The sequence below is a fragment of the Rhizobium sp. RU35A genome, assembly GCF_900156005.1.
Lineage (GTDB): Bacteria > Pseudomonadota > Alphaproteobacteria > Rhizobiales > Rhizobiaceae > Neorhizobium > Neorhizobium straminoryzae.
Genome location: NZ_FTMR01000001.1, coordinates 264,344 through 282,347, shown reverse-complemented (window position 1 = coordinate 282,347; position 18,004 = coordinate 264,344). Strand labels below are relative to the sequence as shown.

Below are 18,004 nucleotides of genomic sequence, written 5' to 3'. Positions count from 1 at the left end.
TGCTGCGGCGGAGGTTGTGGCAAGGGCATTCCTCCTTCCGGTTGGGCCGGAATCCGGCTATCCTGCCGTCAATCAGGAGCGGATAGGCCGCCCAGATGGGAAATGTCGGGTTCGGTTACAAAATGCGGATGTAACAAGCCATGGCCGCGTTTTCCGGCCAGAATGTCAATTGAGGAACGTTGCCATGAACGTGCAGCTTGAGCAGGCATTGCCGGATGGCAGATCTTTGCAGGCAGGCATGGTCGACAAGGAGATTGTAATCGCGGGTCTCGCTCGCGATTGCGCGCACTCGCTGCCGCGGCTGCTTCCGGTGCTGGAAGAACTGGCCAATCGTTTTTCCCGTCGTCATTTCATCTTTCTCGAAAACGATTCCATCGATCGGACAAAGGAAGTTTTCAAAGCTTTCGCTAGACAGCATCCCTCCTGTTACTTTGAGAGCCTGGATGGAATTGGCCGGACTTACCGCAAGCGTACGGCTCGATTGGCCTATCTGCGCAATGCCGTTCTGGAGCGCGCCGAAGTCTGCGTCGCAGATCCTCAGCATGCTTTTCTGTTGCTGCTCGATCTTGATGACGTCAATTCCACCGTCAGCGTCGATTATCTGGTGAACCTTGTCGAAAATGACACCGGCGACTGGGCCGGGCTCTTCGCCAATCAAGAGGACAGCTACTACGATCTGTGGGCCTTGCGCCATGCTAGGCTCTGCCCCTATGATGTCTGGAGGAAGGTGCGCGAGCGCCCTAAGGGGATGAGCCAGGAGGACGCCGTTGCGCGCTTCGTCACAGCGCTCTCCTTTTCGCTACCGCCAGATCAAGGGCGTGTGGAGGTAGAAAGTGCCTTCGGCGGATTGGGCCTTTATCGGTTTTCCGCGATTTCCGGGTGCCGTTATGTGGGGCTTGGCGATGATGGCCGTGAGGTTTGCGAGCATGTGGCCTTCAATGAGGAGGTGCGTCGGCGTGGCGGTCGGCTTTTCATTGATTGCGCTCTGATCAATGGCAGAGGGACCGAGGCTCATGCACCGCCCAGGACCCGCTGGCAAAAGTGGAAGAAGCGCCTTCGCAAACTGACAGGGATACGATGGGAAATATGAACCCATCCTATTCAAACAAGGCTGATTTTCGAACCGGGCTATGCGCCAGAGGCGAGTCTGGTGTCGGCGATTGGCCGTAATGGCTGCCGTGATCGAGCCTTACAGGCGCCCCCATTCCGGAAGTCGCCTTTCACGCCGCCGGTTTTCGTCTTTCGACGCCGATCGCGGATTGAGCGATCCCGGGTCTGGCCCGATAATCGGGTGTGGTCGAGCTGGATTGCCTAAGTCTTTCTGTGAGTGCTGCAGTTGCGGTCAGGATTAGGCGATAGTAGTGGATTGCGCGATGATCATCGTGATGCGCCGGGCATGCGCGGCGAGCCGAGCGCCGACTTTCAGGATGGTCTCGCGTAAGCGGCGCAGGCTATAGCCTGTGCGGTGACGATCTCCACCACCCCCGTCCGGGGCGCAGGGCCTCTTAGGCGAGCATGTCTTTAGACATTCATTAACCATAATCTCCTTAAGTTGCGGCTGACATAACGAACGCAACAAGGACAGATTCATGTCGATTTCGCGCCGCGGCCTGATCTTCGGACTGCCGCTCTTTCTCGCCGGCTGTGCCTCCACGACGATCGATCCCCAGATGGATTACGCCGCGCTGCCGCAGGAAAAGTTTCCGATGAAGCCGGTGCCGATCGACCGGATCAAGCCGGAACTGCGCCGCACCGAAGTGGCCTACGAGACCACCCACAAGCCGGGTACGGTGGTGGTGGATACGCCGGCGCGGCGTCTCTACTACGTTCTGGAGAACGGTCGGGCGATGCGCTACGGCGTCGGCGTCGGCCGCACGGGCCTTGCCTTCCGGGGCAGCGCCTATGTGGGCCGCAAGGCGGAATGGCCGACCTGGACGCCGACCGCCAACATGATCCGCCGCGATCCGGCAAAGAACCGCCGGTTTGCCGCCGGCATGCCGGGTGGCCCGAACAATCCGCTCGGCGCGCGTGCCATGTATCTCTACCGCGAGGGCAATGACACCCATTTCCGCATCCATGGCACCAATCAGCCGGAATCGATTGGTCATGCCATGTCGAGCGGTTGCATCCGCATGATGAACCACGACGTGATCGATCTCTATGCGCGCGTCAAGGTCGGCGACCGGGTGGTGGTGATCCAGGAAACCAGGCCGGCCTGAGGGGAAACGGGCTTGCCCGTTTCCTGACACGGGTCAGCGGCACTTCCACGCCACCAGCATCAGCGCGCCGACGACGCTCACGTGTTCCGTGACCACATAGAACTCGAAGGTCTTCATCGGCTCTTCCATCGCCCAGAAATTATGGGCGATCGGAATGGTCAGCAGAGTAAAGACGGCCAGCGCGCCGGCTCCCAGCCACGCGTGGCGGTTCAGGATGATCAGCGCCGAGCCGCCGAGCTGTGTGATGATGACGGCAATGTTGAAGGCTGCCGCAGGCTCCAGGCCGAAATGTGCCATTTCGGCCATGCCACCGGAAAAGTCGAGAAGCTTCGACAGACCGCTTCCCCAGAACATGAAGGTCAGCACGGTTCTGGCAAGATAGCCGAACCAGTGCGTGCCAAAGATATCCAGCCGCGATGGCAGGTGACTATTTTCTGCAATGGCCATGACAATTCCCCCTCTGATCGAATGAGGGAATTCTAATAGAGTTTCATGTCCGGCGAAAGCCGTCTTGCTCGTGCCAGTTCAGCGGCTGCCGCGCTGTTCCAGCGCCACCGAAACGATGAAGACGACCAGTCCGAGTGCGGAGAGGGCGGCCCCGACATAGCCCGTCGCGCCATAGCCGAAGCCGGCGGCGATCACCAGCCCGCCGAGCCACGCGCCCAGCGCATTGGCAATGTTGAAAGCGGAATGGTTCGTGGCGGCGGCGAGCGTCTGCGCATCGGCGGCCACATCCATGAGGCGTGTCTGGACGGCGGGGCAAGCGGCAAAGCCGCAACCCGTCAGGAACACGCAGATGCACAGCATCACCGGGTTGTGGGCGGTCAGCGAGAACACCGCCATCATCACCACGTTGAAGGCCAGCATGCCGCCGATCGTGCCCTTCAGCGAGTAGTCCGCCATGCGCGAGCCGACGACATTGCCGACATTCATGCCGATGCCGAACAGGGTGAGCACCACGGCGACCATGCTGACGGGAAGACCGGCGGTATCGGTCGTCGTCTTGGCAATGTAGCTGAAGATGGAAAACATGCCGCCGAAGCCAATGGCGGCCACGGCGAAGGACAGCCAGACCTGCAGCCGCGCAAACGCGCTGAGTTCCCGGCGGATGCTGGCGCCCTCGGCCACTCTGTCCTTCGGCAGGTAGATGGCGATCAGCGCTACAGTCAGCGCACCAACGGCGGCCACCAGCAGGAAGGCGGCCCGCCAGCTCATGATCTGGCCGAGGAAGGTGGCGATCGGCGTACCGACCAGTGTCGCGATTGTGAGGCCCAGCATGACGCGGCCAACGGCGCGGGCGCGCCGGTGCGGCGGTGCCATGGAGGCGGCCACCAGCGCAGCCACACCGAAATAGGCGCCGTGCGGCAGCCCGGTGATGAAGCGCAGCAGGGTGAAGCTGCCAAATTCCGGTGCGAGCGCGCTCATCGCATTGCCTAGCGCAAACAGCGACATCAGCATCAGAAGAAGCGTCTTGCGCGGCAGCTTGGCCGCCAGTGCCGCAATGATCGGCGCGCCGATCACTACACCCAGCGCATAGGCACTGATCACGTGGCCGGCCTGCGGAATGCTGACATCATAGGTTGCCGCCACGTTGGGCAGCAGGCCCATGATGGCGAATTCCCCGGTGCCGATGCCGAAACCGCCGACGGCAAGTGCCAGTTCGATCAGGACAATGGAAAGGGGCGTCAGGCGGTCCGTCTGCTCGATATGGCAGTCGGATGCGAGGGTGGCGGGGGCATCTGTCATGGCGTTCGCAAAGAGAGGCCGTCTGCCGGGGCGGGCATGGGCCTTTGAGTTTTGGGAGGAGATCATTTCGGTGGATCGATAGTAAGGCTACCATAGTATTTTGCGTTGCGGGAGAGGCTAAATGCACTGCCGCGAAATAATCATGATCGGGGATCAGCATGATGGCGCTTGCCAGGCTTGAGGCAAGCAACCATTTGAAGGCCTGCGTCGTTGTCACGCGCACCTGTCTCTGGATTCCGGACCCCATGAACCTTATTGCCATTTTCAACCGCGATGGCGGCACCTTCAAGACGACGGACATGGCGGCCTATTGTCATCGTGCCGAACAGGTCTTTCGTCAGGCAGGCCATGAGATCGAATGCCGCGTGGTCGCGGGCGATGACGTGGTCGAGGCGATGGAGAACGTAGCGGCGACCAGAGGTGTCGAGGGTCTGATTGCCGGCGGCGGCGACGGCACCATTTCGGCAGCCGCGTCCATTGCCTGGAAAAGCGGCCTTGTGCTCGGCATCGTGCCGGCCGGCACCATGAACCTGTTTGCGCGATCGCTGAAACTGCCGCTCGATATCTGGCAGGTTCTGGAGGTTCTGGCGAAGGCCGAGGTGGAGGCGGCCGACATCGCCAGCGCCAATGGTCGCCCCTTCATCCATCAGTTCTCGGCCGGCCTGCATGCGCGCATGGTGCGCTATCGCAACCGCATGAGCTATGCCTCGCGCCTCGGCAAGATCCGGGCGAATGTCCGGGCAGCTTTCGGCGTGATGCTCGATCCGCCGGTCTTCGAGGTCGAATTCGCGGCACATGACCGCAGGGACTATCGCCGGGTATCCGCCATTTCGGTCTCCAACAACGAGTTCGGCAATGATGCACTGATGTATGCGGACAGCGTCAATGGCGGCCATCTGGGTTTCTATGTCGCCGATGCGCTGACGCCGGCCGGGGTTGCGGCGCTGACCATCGACATCCTTCGCGGTCGGCTGAAGGACAATCAGGCCGTCAGCGCCATGAAGGTGACGGAAGTGGACCTGCATTTCCCGAAGGCCCGGCGCGATATCCGCTGCGTGATGGATGGAGAGCTTCTACCGATGGATCGCGACGTCGCACTCAAGGTGCATGCCGGCGAGTTGAAGGTGCTGGTGCCGGCCGCGCAACGCCCGGTGGTCGGCGCGAGATGGACTGAAGGAACGGCCGGAAACCCCGTAACCCTCTGAGCCGGTTCAGATCCGTGGCAGGTAGGTCTGGTAGTCGAAGCTCGACACCGTGCGCAGGTAGGTGATGGCTTCCTTGCGCTTGGTGTCGCCATAGATGCGCTGGTAGTCGGCGCCGAAGATGTCGCGGATGAAGGCCGAGGCGCGGAAGCGGTCGACGGCTGTCAGGAAATCATGGGTGAGGATGTCCGGACTGTCCGGTGCGCTTGTGGGGGAGGTCGCCGGGCCCGGATCGAGCGTCTCGTCGAGCCCGAGCAGCATGCCGCCGAGGATCGCCGCGAGCAGCAGGTGCGGATTGGCGTCGGCGCCGGCCACGCGGTGCTCGATGCGGGAGCCCGGTCCGTTGCTGTCGGGGATGCGTACCGCCGTGCCGCGATGGCCAAAACCCCAGTCGATCTTGTCGGGCGCGAACGATCCCGGCTGGAAGCGGCGATAGGAGTTGGCGAAGGGGGCAAAGATCAACTGCGCCTCCTGCATGGTCTTCAGCATGCCCGCGGTGACTGATTTCAGCCGGAGCGGATCGCCGCCCTTTGCATCGAGAACATTGTTGCCGTCGCGGTCGAGGATGCTGGCATGCACATGCAGGCCGGAGCCTGCCTGGTCGCCATAGGGTTTGGCCATGCAGGTGGCTTTGAGCCCATGCCGGCGGGCGGCAAAATCCACGACGCGCTTCAGATAGATGCAGTCGTCGGCGGCGGCCATGGCGTTGGGCTTGTGCAGGAGGTTGACCTCGAACTGGCCGGGGCCGAATTCCGCGGTCGTCGCATCGGCCGGCAGGCCCATGTCGTCGCAGTAGCGGCGTACCGTATCGAGATAGTCTTCCATCGCGGCGGTCGCCCGCATGTCGTAGAGCTGAAACCCTTCCACCTCGCCATTCATCACCAGCGCCTTCGGCGGCATCGGCCGGCCCGTGCTGCGGAAGTCCGGTTCGATGACGTAGAATTCCAGTTCCGTCGCCACCACCGGAGTGAGGCCACGCGCCTCGTAACGTTTCAGAACGCGCGCCAGAATGGCGCGCGGGCAGATATAATGGGGTTCGCCAGCCAGCGTGTGCATGGTTGCCATCACCTGTTTCGAGCCCTTCGGCCCCCAGGGCAGCGTGGTCAGCGAGGTCCTGTCCGGCACGCAGATGCCGTCGGGATCGCCGAGCGTCAGCGAAATGCCGGTGATGTCGTCATTGTCGTCGCCCCAGATATCCAGCGACTGGGTGGAGGAGGGCAGGCGCACGGTGTTTTTCCACACCTTCTCCTCGGCGCCGAGGGGAATCATCTTGCCGCGCAGGTCGCCGTTCATGCCCACCAGCAGCACCTCGATCCGCGATGCCGTTGCCGTTTCGCCGCCTGCCTGCCCGGCCGAATGTTGCGTCATGAAAACCCGTCCTGCTGGGGTCGGCCTGCGCCGTCCGCGGCTGCTTGCCAAACCTGTTCCCGTTGGTCCATGTTCGTAACCGATCGGTGATCGCCTTACAATCAGTCAGGGCGACGCGCGGATCGCTCGCTTTATGTCCATGCGGAGGAAAATTCGTGAACCCGTTGACGTCCCAGTCTAATCTCGGCGCCATCGATGCAGCCCACCACCTGCATCCCTTCTCCGACATGAAGCAGCTGAACGAGAAGGGCACCCGCATCATCGCCCGCGGCGAAGGCGTCTATATCTTCGATGCGCAGGGCAGGAAATATCTCGATGGTTTCGCCGGTCTCTGGTGCGTCAACATTGGCTACGGGCGAAAGGAGATTGCTGAGGCGGTGCAGCGGCAGATGAACGAGCTGCCCTATTACAATACCTTCTTCGGCACCACGACGCCGCCGACCACGCTTCTGGCGCAGAAGATCACCGCGCATACCGGCGGCCGGCTGAACCATGCCTTCTTCACCAATTCCGGCTCTGAGGCGACCGACACCTGGTTCCGCATGGCGCGCGTCTACTGGAAGGCGCTCGGTCATCCCACCAAGACGCATGTGATCGCGCGGCGCAACGGCTATCACGGCTCCACGGTCGCCGGTGCCTCGCTCGGCGGCATGAAGCACATGCACGAGCAGGGCAACCTGCCGATCGAGGGCATTTCCCATATCGGCCAGCCCTACTGGTATGCCGAGGGCGGCGACCTGACACCGGATGCGTTCGGCCTGAAGATGGCGCGCGAACTGGAGGCGAAGATCGATGAACTCGGCGAAGAGAATGTCGCGGCCTTCGTTGCCGAGCCGATCCAGGGTGCAGGCGGGGTCATCGTCCCACCGGCAACCTACTGGCCGGAGATCGCCCGCATCTGCAAGGCGCGCAACATCCTGCTGGTTGCCGACGAGGTGATCTGCGGCTTCGGTCGCCTCGGTACCTGGTTCGGCCACCAGCATTTCGGCTTCGAGCCGGATCTCGCGCCCGTCGCCAAGGGCCTGTCCTCCGGTTATCTGCCGATCGGCGCGGTGCTGGTCAGCGACCGCGTGGCGAAGGTGATGATCGAGGAGGCGGGTGACTTCAACCACGGCTACACCTATTCCGGCCATCCGGTCTGCGCGGCCGCCGCCTTGGAAAACCTGCGTATCATCGAGGAGGAGGGGCTGGTGGACCGTGTTCGCACCGATATCGGTCCCTATTTCGCGGCCGCCCTGAAAAGCCTCGAAGACCATCCGGTGGTCGGGCAGGTGGATGCTGTCGGCCTGATTGCAGGCGTGCAGCTGGCTGCCGACAAGGGCACACGCCGTCGCTTCGCCAAGCCGGATGATGCCGGCATGAACGTGCGCAATCACTGCCTGGAGAATGGTCTCGTCATGCGCGCAACCGGAGACCGCATGCTGGCCTCGCCGGCGCTGATCATCAGCCGCTCAGAGGTGGACCAGATGGTCGAGACGCTGCGCAAGGGGCTCGACCATCTGCGCGACACAATGACAGAATGAGGGAAGGCGGCGAGGGCTTCGTCGCCTCATCCAGGCATCAGCGCTGCGCCTGCGGCGCCGCCTCCAGCCAGACATAGCCGAAGCGCATCGACTGGCCGTTTCGCGCGAACTTGTAGGGCACGCTGATCCACTGAACGGCAAGCGTTTCCGGCGGGATGTTGTCGTCGCGAAGCAGCGTGGTCAAAAGATCGGGCATCGCTGTTTCGCCGGCATTGGCGGGCCACACCAGCAGTCCCGGGCCCTGCTTTCTGACAGTATCGAGCGGCACCGGCTGCACGAAGCCCGGCAGCAGGGCGGGTACGCTCGGCAGGTTCAGCCGCGCATTGCCGGCCAGCATCTGGTCGCTGCTGACGATGTAGGCCGGCCGTTCGCCGCGCGCATCAATCAGCTGGTCGAGCAGGGCGCGATAGGGCACGTGTTCCTTGCCGTACTGACCGATGAACGGGCCGAGAATGATGCTGATGGCGAGATAGACGATGAAGGCGGTGACGATGCCGATGACCGGCGGCGCCATGCGGGCCACGCTTTGTCGGCTGTCGACACCGGCAGCGGCGAGCTTCAGCGTCAGATAGAGCGGCAGGAGCAGAAGGAAGGGCGACAGCCATTTTTCGCGGATGCTGGAAGCGCCGAAGCCGATGCCGATCAGGGCGACGATCACCACGCAGGCGATGATCATGCGGCCGGTGATCCGCGTCCATCGACTTTCGGCGCGCATCGCGGCCCCGATGCTGCGGAAGAAGACGGCGGCAAACAGGATCAGCACAGCGACGGTGCCCTCGATGGTGGAGATCAGGATCGAGGTGAGGCCCCGGATGGTATCCTTGGCGGCATCGCCGGAGGAGCCGACGCGCATGGCATCCACCGTACCGCTGGTGGCGGCATCCAGATGCGAGAGAACCCAGAGAAAATTCGGCAGTGCAATGGCGGCTGCGACGGCCGCGCAGGGCAGGATGCGCCAGTCGAACAGACGCTTGCGCAGGTCCGGCTCCGGCAGCACGGCGAGGGCCGCCGCAACCGGAATGATGACGAAATTGTATTTGGTGATCACGCCGATGCCGATCACCACGCCCAGCAGAAGATAGCTTGGCACGCTCGGGCTTTTCAGCGTGCGGAAGAACAGACAGAGGAAGAGCGAGACAAGACAGAGCGTGGCCACCGCATGCGTCAGATCGCGCTGGGCCAGCACCGTGACGGACGGGACGGCGAGAACGCCGAGCATCGCCACCAGTGACAGGCGCCGGTCATCGATCACCATGCGCGCTGCCAGCCAGTAGAACAGACAGCACAGAAACAGCAACGTGTTCTTCAGGAGCGAGATCGTCGCGACCGAAATGCCGAACAGCTCGAAGGTGCCGATCTGCAGCCAGTTGTAGAAGGGTGGCTGGCGACCATACCCAAGCAGAAGGAACTGCGCCTGGAAGACCTGCTCGGCCTCGTCATTCTGCAGGCTGTCGGACCGGATGACGCGCAGCAGCACCGACAGGACGAAATAGCCGAGGATCAGCCAGACCACGATATGCGGCCGGCGGATGAGGAGGTTATGAATTCGATTGCTCACCGCTGTACACTTCTCTGACAATATAGTTCACGGAACTTTCGTCCCGGTAATAGGTGCGTGCCAGCATTTCGGCGAGGATGCCGGTCGTGATCAGCTGCACGGCGGAGAGAAACAGCATCACGCCGATGAGGAAGAGCGGGCGCGTGCCGATGTCATTGCCGAGAATGAACTTGTCAACGAACAGATAGGCGAGGATCAGGCCCGAGAAGGCGCCAAGGCCAAGGCCCAGCGAGCCGAAGAAATGGCCAGGGCGTGCCCTGAAGCGCATGAAGAACATCACCGACAGAAGATCGAGGATGACGCGGAAGGTGCGCGAGATGCCGTATTTGGAAACCCCGTGCTGGCGGGCATGGTGGGTGACCGGCATTTCGCCGATCCGCGAACTCGGGACGACACCTGCCACCCAGGCCGGGATGAAGCGGTGCATCTCGCCCATCAGCTTGACCTGCTTGATGACGGAGGCGCGATAGATCTTCAGGCTGCAGCCGTAATCGTGCAGGCGCACGCCGGTGATGCGGCCGATCAGCCGGTTGGCGATCCAGGACGGCACCTTGCGCAGGAGAAGCCCGTCCTGGCGATTCTTGCGCCAGCCAACCAGCAGGTCGAGCTCGCGCCGTTCCAGTTCCGCGACCATGGCAGGAATGTCACGCGGGTCGTTCTGCAGATCGCCGTCCAGTGTCGCGATCAGGCGGCCGCGGGCCTGCGTGATGCCAGCCTGCATCGCAGCCGTCTGGCCGAAATTGCGCTGCAGTGCGACGATATTGAGGTCGAGGCCGCTCTTGCCGATGGACATGCGGGCCTTTGACAGCGTGGCGTCCGTGCTTCCATCATCGACCAGGATCAGTTCCCAGCGCTTTTCATAGCCGGCCATGGCCTCCTCGATCCGCGCGATCAGAGGTCCGACGCTTTCCTCCTCGTTGAAGACGGGGACGACCAGCGACAATTCCATGGGTACGGTCTCCGGCACGCCTTCGACCGGTTTGACGACTGACTGCACCTTCACAACTCCTGCCTCGGCATCCCTGTCTTGCCTGATGCCGGTTTCAAACGCGCACGCGAAGGCTTCTCGCGCGGCCAATCCGTGGCCTCTGTTATAGCAAGACGCCGCGGCTTGCCAGCGACAAGCGGCGGCCTGCAGGGAACGCGGCCAATCACGGGCGCACTCTGTTGCACGGGATGCTCACGTGCCGGCCATTTCCGTCGGCAGGCCTCAGTCCGCCGTCATTGCGCCTCGGGGCGCACGATCACGTAGCGGAAGGCTTCGGCCAGCCGGTCACGAAAACCGGTATAGGGTGCGAGGAAGGTTTCGACCGAAAAGCGGGAGGCATCCAGACCCTTTTCCTTTGCCAGCCATTCCTGCAGGTCTTCGGGCACCGTTTCGCTGCCACGCCAGACCAGCAGGATCGGATGCTCGGCGCGCCAGGTAAAGGGCAGGCGCAGATGGCTGAAATCGGTGGCAATGACGGAGCTTCCGGGAAATTCCATCTCGAGATTGCCGGCAGTCTGCCAGTTGACGGTGACGATCAATCCCGCCGTCTTGATGCCGGTCTGACGTCTGAAGGCCTCGCCGAACGCATCGAACGGTTCGACATAGTCGGCATTGGTGTTGAAACGGCCCACCCCATAGGTCGTTGGCACGATCAGCGTCATGATGATGAGCGCGGCGGGGAGCACGCGCCTCAGCGCCGCCCCGCCGTCCAGATCGGCCGCCTTCAGCTTCAGGCACAGCAGCAGCGGCACCATCTGCATCAGTGGCAGCAGCCAGCGGTCACGGAAATTGGTGAAGGTCAGGGCGAGCACCACCAGGACGAGAAGCAACAGAACGGCGCCGAGGAGAACGAGAAAGAAGTCCGACCAGGCGTTGCGCGCCCTCAGGGCCCGCAGAAGCGGACGGCCGAAGCCCGCCAGCAAAAGCACAAGGCCAGGCGCGGCAATCACCGCCGTGTTGATCAGCAGGCTTGCGGTGCCGGACAGGATTTCCACGCCGCGGCTGATCTTCTCGGCATTTTCCGCCATGCGTTCCGCCGTCACGCTGGAAGCCACGTCCAGGTGGTTGAAAAGCCACAGCAGGTGCGGTGTCAGGATGGCAAGTGCCACGGCGGCTGTCAGCATGATCCGTCGGTCGAACAGCCTCTGCCGGCCGACAGGCAGCAGCAGGACAGCGAGAAACAGGGCTGCCACCAGGATTGCGAAATTGTACTTCGTCAGCATGCCGAAGCCGATGGCCGCGCCAAGGAACAGGTAGGCCGTGAGGTTCGGGCGGCGAATGGTGTGAACGGTGGCGATCATCAGCAGATTGACGAGCAGCATCATCGCGGTCGTATGTGTCAGATCCCGCTGTGCCTGCCAGAACACCTGTGGTGTCAGGAACAGCGCGAGGCAGCCCAGCGCCGCGAAAGCCCTGTCACGCAGCACCATGCAGCCGAGCGCGTAATAGCTGGCCATGACCGCAAACAGCACGATGCCCTTCAGGGCAGCGAGGCCGAGCAGATAATCTCCCGTGACCGCGAAGACGGCATATTGCAGCCAGTTGTAGAGCGGCGGCTGCGCATCATAGCCCGGCAGCAGCCACTGGGCGAGAAACACCTGCTGCGCCTCATCGATGCGCAGGCCATGCGGAATAAGCAGTCTCACGCCGATCTGTGCCAGATAGTAGACGGCAAAGACGATCAGCAGGCGTTCCGGCCGGCGGGCCAGCGTGTCGGCGAATTCTGCAAGCCGTGCGAGAAGACGGGTGGGGTGCGGTGGTGCTGGCCGTTCGTCCATCGCTCGGGTGTGGTGTGCGACCGGTTCCTCGCGAAAAGGCGAGGGATCAGCGTCGCGGATATCGATACCGTTGTCCATCGCCTGCTTTCCAAAGCCTTCAGGCGGCGACAGAGGCTGAAACGGCATCATGCCAGATCTGTCACGCCACGCATCATGCACGGTCTCCGGGCCACCAGATGGCAAAGCCGGACGGAACTGTGCTACAGGTCCGGCCCAAGAGAAATCGAGCACAACGACTATATGACTTCCCCCCGATTTGCCAGAGAATCACGCTGGGTTGTGCGCCATCGCATGGCGCTTGTTACTGCGGGTGTCATTCTTGCCTATGCGGCCTTCCTCGAGTGGAGCATCGGCTGGTCCGTGCTCGGTGCACGTTTCGCTGACATTGGCTTTCTGCCGCTCGCGATCGCCCTTGCGGCGCTGACGATGACCTATGTCATCCGCTGCTGGCGCATTCACGACTATTTTCCGAACGAGACGCGCGGCCAGTTCGCACGGCTGCTCAGGGTCACGCTGGTGCACAACCTGCTCAACGTGATGCTGCCCATGCGCACCGGCGAAACCAGTTTTCCGCTTCTGATGCGCACGGAATTCGGCATGCCGCTCGCCCGCGGCACGGCGGCGCTCCTGGTGATGCGGGCGCTGGACCTGCATGCGCTGCTCGCGGCCGCCGGCGTCGGGCTGGTGATGGAGCGGGGCTGGGCGGTGTGGGCCATTGTGCTGTGGCTGCTGTTTGTCGCGCTGCCCTTCCTCGCCTTTGCCGCAAAGGAGCCGGTGATGCGCCACCTTGCCGGCCGCGTTCCGGCAAAGCTCACCCGCCTGCTGGACGAGGTGATGCTCGGCCTGCCGGTGAACCATCCGGCATTCCTGCGTGCCTTTGCCGCGACGCTGATCAACTGGGGCATCAAGGTGGTGGTGCTGGCCTGGGCGCTGGCGGTGATGGGGGTCTTCCCGGTTGCCGCGGCCTTTGGCGGTGCGCTGGGGGGCGAACTCTCCTCGGTGCTGCCCATTCACGCGCCCGGCGGTGTCGGCACCTATCCGGCCGGCATCGTGGCGGGCGCTGTGTCCTTCGGCGCCGATGTCTCGACGAATGCAATGGTAAAGCTGGCGGCGGCGGCGGTGAACGCCCACCTGCTGATCCTGATGTCGGCCTTCACCGGCGCCGGTCTCTCGCTGTTCCTCTCGCCGAACCGGAAGCCGTAAGGCTTCCGACCGGCCGGAGAACTCACTGGAACGCGGTTTCGTAGAAGCTGCGCAGCTTGCGCGAATGCAGCGTTTCCGTCGGCATGGCTGCCAGCTTCTGCACGGCGCGGATGCCGATCTTCAGATGCTGGCGCACCTGCGTACGATAGAACTCCGTCGCCATGCCCGGCAGCTTCAACTCGCCATGCAGCGGCTTGTCCGACACGCAGAGCAGGGTGCCGTAGGGCACGCGAAAGCGGAAACCGTTGGCGGCAATCGTCGCCGATTCCATGTCGAGCGCGATGGCGCGCGCCTGCGACAGCCGCTTGACCGGCCCGCGCTGGTCGCGCAGTTCCCAGTTGCGGTTGTCGATCGTGGCGACAGTGCCCGTGCGCATGATGCGCTTCAGCTCGAAACCCTCAAGACCGGTAATCTCTTCCACTGCATCTTCCAGCGCTTTCTGCACCTCGGCCAGCGCCGGGATCGGCACCCAGACCGGCAGGTCGTCATCCAGCACGTGATCTTCGCGCATATAGGCATGGGCGAGGACGTAATCGCCCAGCCGCTGGCTGTTGCGCAGGCCGGCGCAGTGGCCGACCATCAGCCAGGCATGCGGGCGCAGCACCGCGATGTGGTCCGTGATCGTCTTGGCGTTCGAGGGGCCGACGCCGATGTTGACGAGCGTGATGCCGGCATGGCCCTTCTTCTTCAGGTGATAGGCGGGCATCTGCGGCAGCCGTGCCACCTGTTCCGGCGAGCGTTCGGCACCGGCCGGCGTGATGATGTTGCCGGGCTCGACGAAGGCTGTATAGCCTTCCCCACCATTCGCCATCAGTTCGCGCGCCCAGGCGGCAAATTCATCAATGTAGAACTGGTAGTTGGTGAAGAGCACGAAGTTCTGGAAATGATCGGCACTCGTTGCCGTGTAGTGGCTGAGCCGCGCCAGCGAGTAATCGATGCGCTGGGCCGTGAAGGGGGCCAGCGGCGCGGGTTCGCCCGGCACCTGATCATATTCGCCATTGGCGATCAGGTCGTCTGTGATGTTGAGGTCCGGCGTGTCGAAGAGATCACGCAACGGCATGTCCGACAGCACCGTCGAGGCGGAGGCTTCCACATGGGCACCTTCGCCGAAGGCAAAATGCAGCGGGATCGGCGTCGTCGATTCGGATACCGTGACCGGAACCCGGTGATTGCGCATCAGAAGCCCGAGCTGTTCCTTGAGGTAATGTCTGAACAGGGTCGGTCGGGTGATGGTCGTCGTGTAGACGCCCGGCGCGGTGACATGGCCGTAGGAGAGGCGCGAATCGATATGGCCGAAGCTCGTGGTCTCGATGCTCACCTGCGGATAGCAGGCGCGGTAGCGTCCGCTGACCGCAGCCCCCTTCGCCAGGTCCTCGAACCGGCTGATCAGGAAGGCTGTGTTGCGTTCGTAAAGAGCAGTCAGCGCATCCACCGCCTTGACCGGATCGTCAAAACTCTGCGGTGCAAAGGGCTCAGGGCTGATGCAGGCGGAATGGGTGGGGGAATGGATTCGTTTGCTCATGGCGCATCATAATGCGCTCTTCTTAACAAGCCAATTACGGGCCTCGGCCTGCGGCAAAACTTTTCCGCCGGGGGCCGTGTTCCCGAGCAATGCTCAGCGATAGCGCGGCAGCATTTCCAGGTGCACTGTCAGGTCTGTGTCCTTGTTGACCTCACGCGCCAAAAGGCCGAAGGCGCCGGCAAACAGCGCGATCAGCAGGGTCATCAGGGCAAAGCGGCGGGCAAGATAAGGCATGAACATGTCCCCCTCGAGTTGCATGCAGAGTGAAGGCACATGGCTTAACCGGCGCTGATCCCCCCATTCATCCGGCATTCATCTGTCGTGGATGGTCCCGCAGCGCCCTGCCTGCCGCTGCCATCTTGTCAGCGATGCAAATGGGGCCGGTCTGGCGTGCGGTATGCCCGCGTTTTCATGAGGCAGGGGCGCGACGCGTAGACCGTCTGTCCGCGCCCGCCCCATCGACATCTCACCAGAGGTTAGAGGCGGCTCCAGGTCTGGCTCTTGCAGAAGATGCTCAGCACGCAGCCCTTCATCTTCAGCGAATTGCCGGTGACGGTGCCGGAGCCGCTATAGGTCTTGTCGTTTTCCGGATCGGTGATCTCGCCGTCATAGGTTCCGGCCTGGCCGCTCATCTTGCCGATCTGGCGCCCGGCATATTTTCCGGTCTTCAGCGTCACGCAGAAGGCGGGACCGCATTTGGCAATGGCTGCCGTCTCACCGCTTGCGGTCTTCCAGTTGCCCTCGATGGGTTCCGCTGCCAGCGCAAATCCCGTCGAGCCCATCAGCAGTCCGGCAAGCAGCACGATCCTGATCGTCATTCCTTACTCCTCCATCCGAGCCGGCATCCGTCCTCGCCCTTTCCGCTCCCCCGGAACGGGCGGAATGCCTTGCAGGAATCTAGCTTACGCGCACGTAAAGGTAAACATGATTTGCATGCATCGACTGCCATCCCGGAACGTCTTCCGCCGTCACCTTTTTTCGTCGCGGACCGGAATCGACATGCGAAACAGGGTGAATGAAGGGTGAAGACACCATGGTGAACGAAAGCTGAAGGGATCGCGAAAATCCTTAATTTCCGGGCCCTCCCATGCTTAACGAAATATGCGGTTTACGACCCGTTTAGACTTTGTTTTCAGCAAATTAAGCATGCATTTTAGGCGAATTTTGAAGTCGCGGCGGCATAGTGGAGCCATCGAACGAGCAGGGAAAACCTGCCGGCCGGACGGCTCGCGAAACACCGCTTGAAGATGGTGCGGATCGCCCGGCGCCCCCCGAGGGCCGATGAAAACAGGGAATACCAAAACAGGCTCCGAACAGGGATCTTCTCGATGGCACGCTTTGACATGAACAGTTCCGAAACGGCCGACATGGGCGGCAAGGCCCATGCAGAGGTCTTCTGCGACATGGGCCTGAAATATGCCACTGGCCGCGGCTGCCCGGTCGATCTGGTGGCGGCGCATACCTGGCTCAACATCGCCGCCATTCGTGGCTGCGATCGTGCGGCGGAACTGAGAGCCGATCTGTCGAAGTCGATGACCAAGATGCAACTGGCCGAAGCGCTGCGCGCCGCCCGTGAGTGGATGACCACCCACTGATCCGGCATCGCATGCATTGAAAAAAGCCGCGCCCGGTCTTCTGCCCGGCGCGGCTTTTTCGCATCGTGATCGGCGATGTGCCGTGATCAGGCGAGGCGTTTCAGAACCTGCGGCAGGGCTTCTTCCAGCAAAGCCATATCCTCCGGCCGACCGGCGCTGATGCGGATGCAGCGGTTGAGCGGCGCGACCCCCGGCATGCGGATGAACACGCCATGTTCCATCAGCCCGTCCACGATGGCGCGGGCATAGGTTCCGTCCCGGCCGCAATCCACGGCGACGAAATTGGTGGCGGATGGCAGGGCCGCAAGGCCGTTTGCCGCGGCAATCGCGGCGATCTTCTCGCGCGACCGGCCGATCGCCGCAATGGCCTCGGCGAGGTAGGCCTGATCCTTGAGGGCTGCCAGCGCTGCCGCTACGCTCACCCGCGCCATGCCGAAATGATGGCGGATCTTGTCGAAGGCTTTTGCATTGCCCTCTGCCGCAATCACATAGCCGACGCGGGCGCCGGCCAGGCCATAGGCCTTGGAAAAGGTGCGGGTCCGCATCACGTTCGGCAGATCGAGAAGGGCGTCGACCGGCGGCGTGGTGCCGGCTGGTGCCGTTTCGCAATAGGCCTCGTCCAGAATGAGCAGACAGCTGGCAGGCAGCGCCCGGGCAAAGGCGACGACGCTGTCGGCATCCCACCAGCTGCCCATCGGATTGTCCGGATTGGCGAAATAGACGAGCGGCGCATTGTCCCGCCGCACGAGATCCAGCAAGCCGTCGAGATCCTCCCGGTCGTTGACGTAAGGCGTGGTGACAAGGCGCCCGCCATAGCCGACCACATGGAAATTGAAGGTGGGATAGGCGCCGAGCGAGGTAACGACCGGCGTGCCCGGTTCAATGACCATGCGGGCGATGTGGCCGAGCAGCGAATCGATTCCCTCGCCGATCGCGAGATTCTCGGGCCGGCAGCCAAGATGGGCTGCGAGCGCCTGCTTCAGCTCGAAATTTTCGGGATCGGCATATTTCCAGGTGTCGGCCGCAGCGTCCGCGATGGCACGGATCACCGAGGGCGCAGGACCGAAGCCGCTTTCATTGGCGCCGATGCGCGCCTTCACGGCAAGGCCGCGATTGCGCTCGATGGCTTCCGGCCCGACAAAGGGCACGGTGGCGGGCAACTGGTCGAGAAGAGGGGTGAAACGGGAAAACATCGTCATGCGGTCTTGTCCGGCGCAAAGAAAGTCCGCCTACCATAGGGGGCTTTGTCGACCGCGCAAGGCCGGTTGGGTGCCTTGCCGTTGGTGCCGGATGAACCGGTGA

Annotated in this window: 16 protein-coding genes; 6 read left to right on the top strand and 10 right to left on the bottom strand. The window is 62.7% G+C overall.

Features of this window, described 5'->3' with window-relative positions; translation table 11 throughout:
- Positions 1–184: 184 nt before the first annotated feature.
- Together F3H95_RS01560 and F3H95_RS01555 are read left to right on the top strand one after the other, a co-directional pair.
- Positions 185–1,090, top strand: a complete 906-nt coding sequence (locus tag F3H95_RS01560; protein ID WP_149744696.1) for a hypothetical protein — start codon at positions 185–187, stop codon at positions 1,088–1,090.
- Between the two features lie 499 nt (positions 1,091–1,589).
- Positions 1,590–2,219: a L,D-transpeptidase gene (locus F3H95_RS01555; protein ID WP_149744695.1), complete on the top strand. Its 630-nt coding sequence runs from the start codon at positions 1,590–1,592 to the stop codon at positions 2,217–2,219.
- 33 nt (positions 2,220–2,252) lie between these two features.
- Here the strand turns inward: F3H95_RS01555 and F3H95_RS01550 are convergent, their stop codons facing one another.
- Together F3H95_RS01550 and F3H95_RS01545 are read right to left on the bottom strand one after the other, a co-directional pair.
- Entirely contained in the window at positions 2,253–2,666 is a 414-nt protein-coding gene (locus F3H95_RS01550) for a DoxX family protein (protein ID WP_149744694.1), read from the bottom strand.
- A 78-nt stretch (positions 2,667–2,744) separates the two neighbouring features.
- Positions 2,745–3,965: an MFS transporter gene (locus F3H95_RS01545; protein ID WP_149744693.1), complete on the bottom strand. Its 1,221-nt coding sequence runs from the start codon at positions 3,963–3,965 to the stop codon at positions 2,745–2,747.
- A gap of 245 nt (positions 3,966–4,210) precedes the next feature.
- On the opposite strand from F3H95_RS01545, the gene F3H95_RS01540 reads away from it, so the two are divergent.
- Positions 4,211–5,170, top strand: a complete 960-nt coding sequence (locus F3H95_RS01540) for a diacylglycerol kinase family protein (RefSeq protein WP_149744692.1) — start codon at positions 4,211–4,213, stop codon at positions 5,168–5,170.
- 6 nt (positions 5,171–5,176) lie between these two features.
- On the opposite strand, the gene F3H95_RS01535 is transcribed toward F3H95_RS01540, so the two are convergent.
- Positions 5,177–6,535 carry a glutamine synthetase family protein gene (locus F3H95_RS01535; protein ID WP_149744691.1) on the bottom strand — a complete coding sequence of 453 codons (1,359 nt, stop codon included), beginning with the start codon at positions 6,533–6,535 and terminating at the stop codon, positions 5,177–5,179.
- Positions 6,536–6,690: 155 nt separating this feature from the next.
- Between F3H95_RS01535 and F3H95_RS01530 the strand changes: the two genes are divergently transcribed.
- Complete coding sequence (locus F3H95_RS01530; RefSeq protein WP_149744690.1) at positions 6,691–8,058, top strand: aspartate aminotransferase family protein; 1,368 nt, start codon at positions 6,691–6,693, stop codon at positions 8,056–8,058.
- Positions 8,059–8,095: 37 nt separating this feature from the next.
- Here the strand turns inward: F3H95_RS01530 and F3H95_RS01525 are convergent, their stop codons facing one another.
- From F3H95_RS01525 to F3H95_RS01515, 3 genes are all read right to left on the bottom strand, one after another.
- Entirely contained in the window at positions 8,096–9,616 is a 1,521-nt protein-coding gene (locus F3H95_RS01525; RefSeq protein ID WP_188134263.1) for a glycosyltransferase family 39 protein, read from the bottom strand.
- Complete coding sequence (locus F3H95_RS01520; protein WP_188134262.1) at positions 9,597–10,613, bottom strand: glycosyltransferase family 2 protein; 1,017 nt, start codon at positions 10,611–10,613, stop codon at positions 9,597–9,599. Before F3H95_RS01520 ends, F3H95_RS01525 begins: the two co-directional genes overlap by 20 nt.
- 224 nt (positions 10,614–10,837) lie before the next feature.
- A complete protein-coding gene (locus tag F3H95_RS01515; protein ID WP_188134261.1) occupies positions 10,838–12,460 on the bottom strand; it encodes a glycosyltransferase family 39 protein in 1,623 nt (540 codons plus the stop codon).
- A 213-nt stretch (positions 12,461–12,673) separates the two neighbouring features.
- Between F3H95_RS01515 and F3H95_RS01510 the strand changes: the two genes are divergently transcribed.
- Positions 12,674–13,585, top strand: coding sequence for a lysylphosphatidylglycerol synthase domain-containing protein (locus F3H95_RS01510; protein WP_149744687.1), 912 nt, complete (start codon positions 12,674–12,676; stop codon positions 13,583–13,585).
- A gap of 22 nt (positions 13,586–13,607) precedes the next feature.
- Here F3H95_RS01510 and amn read toward each other — a convergent pair whose 3' ends face one another.
- The 3 genes from amn to F3H95_RS01500 form a co-directional block, all read right to left on the bottom strand.
- The gene (gene amn / locus F3H95_RS01505; RefSeq protein WP_149744686.1) at positions 13,608–15,107 is read right to left on the bottom strand and encodes an AMP nucleosidase; all 1,500 of its coding nucleotides are present in this window, start codon (positions 15,105–15,107) and stop codon (positions 13,608–13,610) included.
- Between the two features lie 93 nt (positions 15,108–15,200).
- Positions 15,201–15,341, bottom strand: a complete 141-nt coding sequence (locus tag F3H95_RS27015) for a hypothetical protein (protein ID WP_185969808.1) — start codon at positions 15,339–15,341, stop codon at positions 15,201–15,203.
- A gap of 242 nt (positions 15,342–15,583) precedes the next feature.
- Positions 15,584–15,925 carry a DUF2147 domain-containing protein gene (locus F3H95_RS01500; RefSeq protein ID WP_149744685.1) on the bottom strand — a complete coding sequence of 114 codons (342 nt, stop codon included), beginning with the start codon at positions 15,923–15,925 and terminating at the stop codon, positions 15,584–15,586.
- 510 nt (positions 15,926–16,435) lie between these two features.
- Here F3H95_RS01500 and F3H95_RS01495 point away from each other — a divergent pair.
- On the top strand, positions 16,436–16,702 hold the full coding sequence (locus F3H95_RS01495) for a sel1 repeat family protein (RefSeq protein WP_143125268.1): 267 nt from the start codon (positions 16,436–16,438) through the stop codon (positions 16,700–16,702).
- An 86-nt stretch (positions 16,703–16,788) separates the two neighbouring features.
- Here F3H95_RS01495 and F3H95_RS01490 read toward each other — a convergent pair whose 3' ends face one another.
- Positions 16,789–17,901: a pyridoxal phosphate-dependent aminotransferase gene (locus tag F3H95_RS01490; RefSeq protein ID WP_149744684.1), complete on the bottom strand. Its 1,113-nt coding sequence runs from the start codon at positions 17,899–17,901 to the stop codon at positions 16,789–16,791.
- Positions 17,902–18,004: the final 103 nt, after the last annotated feature.

Coding starts and splice junctions, on each gene's coding strand:
- F3H95_RS01560 (WP_149744696.1), top strand. CDS start 185: ATGAACGTGCAGCTTGAGCAGGCATTGCCGGATGGCAGATCTTTGCAG.
- F3H95_RS01555 (WP_149744695.1), top strand. CDS start 1,590: ATGTCGATTTCGCGCCGCGGCCTGATCTTCGGACTGCCGCTCTTTCTC.
- F3H95_RS01550 (WP_149744694.1), bottom strand. CDS start 2,666: ATGGCCATTGCAGAAAATAGTCACCTGCCATCGCGGCTGGATATCTTT.
- F3H95_RS01545 (WP_149744693.1), bottom strand. CDS start 3,965: ATGACAGATGCCCCCGCCACCCTCGCATCCGACTGCCATATCGAGCAG.
- F3H95_RS01540 (WP_149744692.1), top strand. CDS start 4,211: ATGAACCTTATTGCCATTTTCAACCGCGATGGCGGCACCTTCAAGACG.
- F3H95_RS01535 (WP_149744691.1), bottom strand. CDS start 6,535: ATGACGCAACATTCGGCCGGGCAGGCAGGCGGCGAAACGGCAACGGCA.
- F3H95_RS01515 (WP_188134261.1), bottom strand. CDS start 12,460: ATGGACAACGGTATCGATATCCGCGACGCTGATCCCTCGCCTTTTCGC.
- F3H95_RS01510 (WP_149744687.1), top strand. CDS start 12,674: ATGGCGCTTGTTACTGCGGGTGTCATTCTTGCCTATGCGGCCTTCCTC.
- amn (WP_149744686.1), bottom strand. CDS start 15,107: ATGAGCAAACGAATCCATTCCCCCACCCATTCCGCCTGCATCAGCCCT.
- F3H95_RS27015 (WP_185969808.1), bottom strand. CDS start 15,341: ATGCCTTATCTTGCCCGCCGCTTTGCCCTGATGACCCTGCTGATCGCG.
- F3H95_RS01500 (WP_149744685.1), bottom strand. CDS start 15,925: ATGACGATCAGGATCGTGCTGCTTGCCGGACTGCTGATGGGCTCGACG.
- F3H95_RS01495 (WP_143125268.1), top strand. CDS start 16,436: ATGGCACGCTTTGACATGAACAGTTCCGAAACGGCCGACATGGGCGGC.
- F3H95_RS01490 (WP_149744684.1), bottom strand. CDS start 17,901: ATGACGATGTTTTCCCGTTTCACCCCTCTTCTCGACCAGTTGCCCGCC.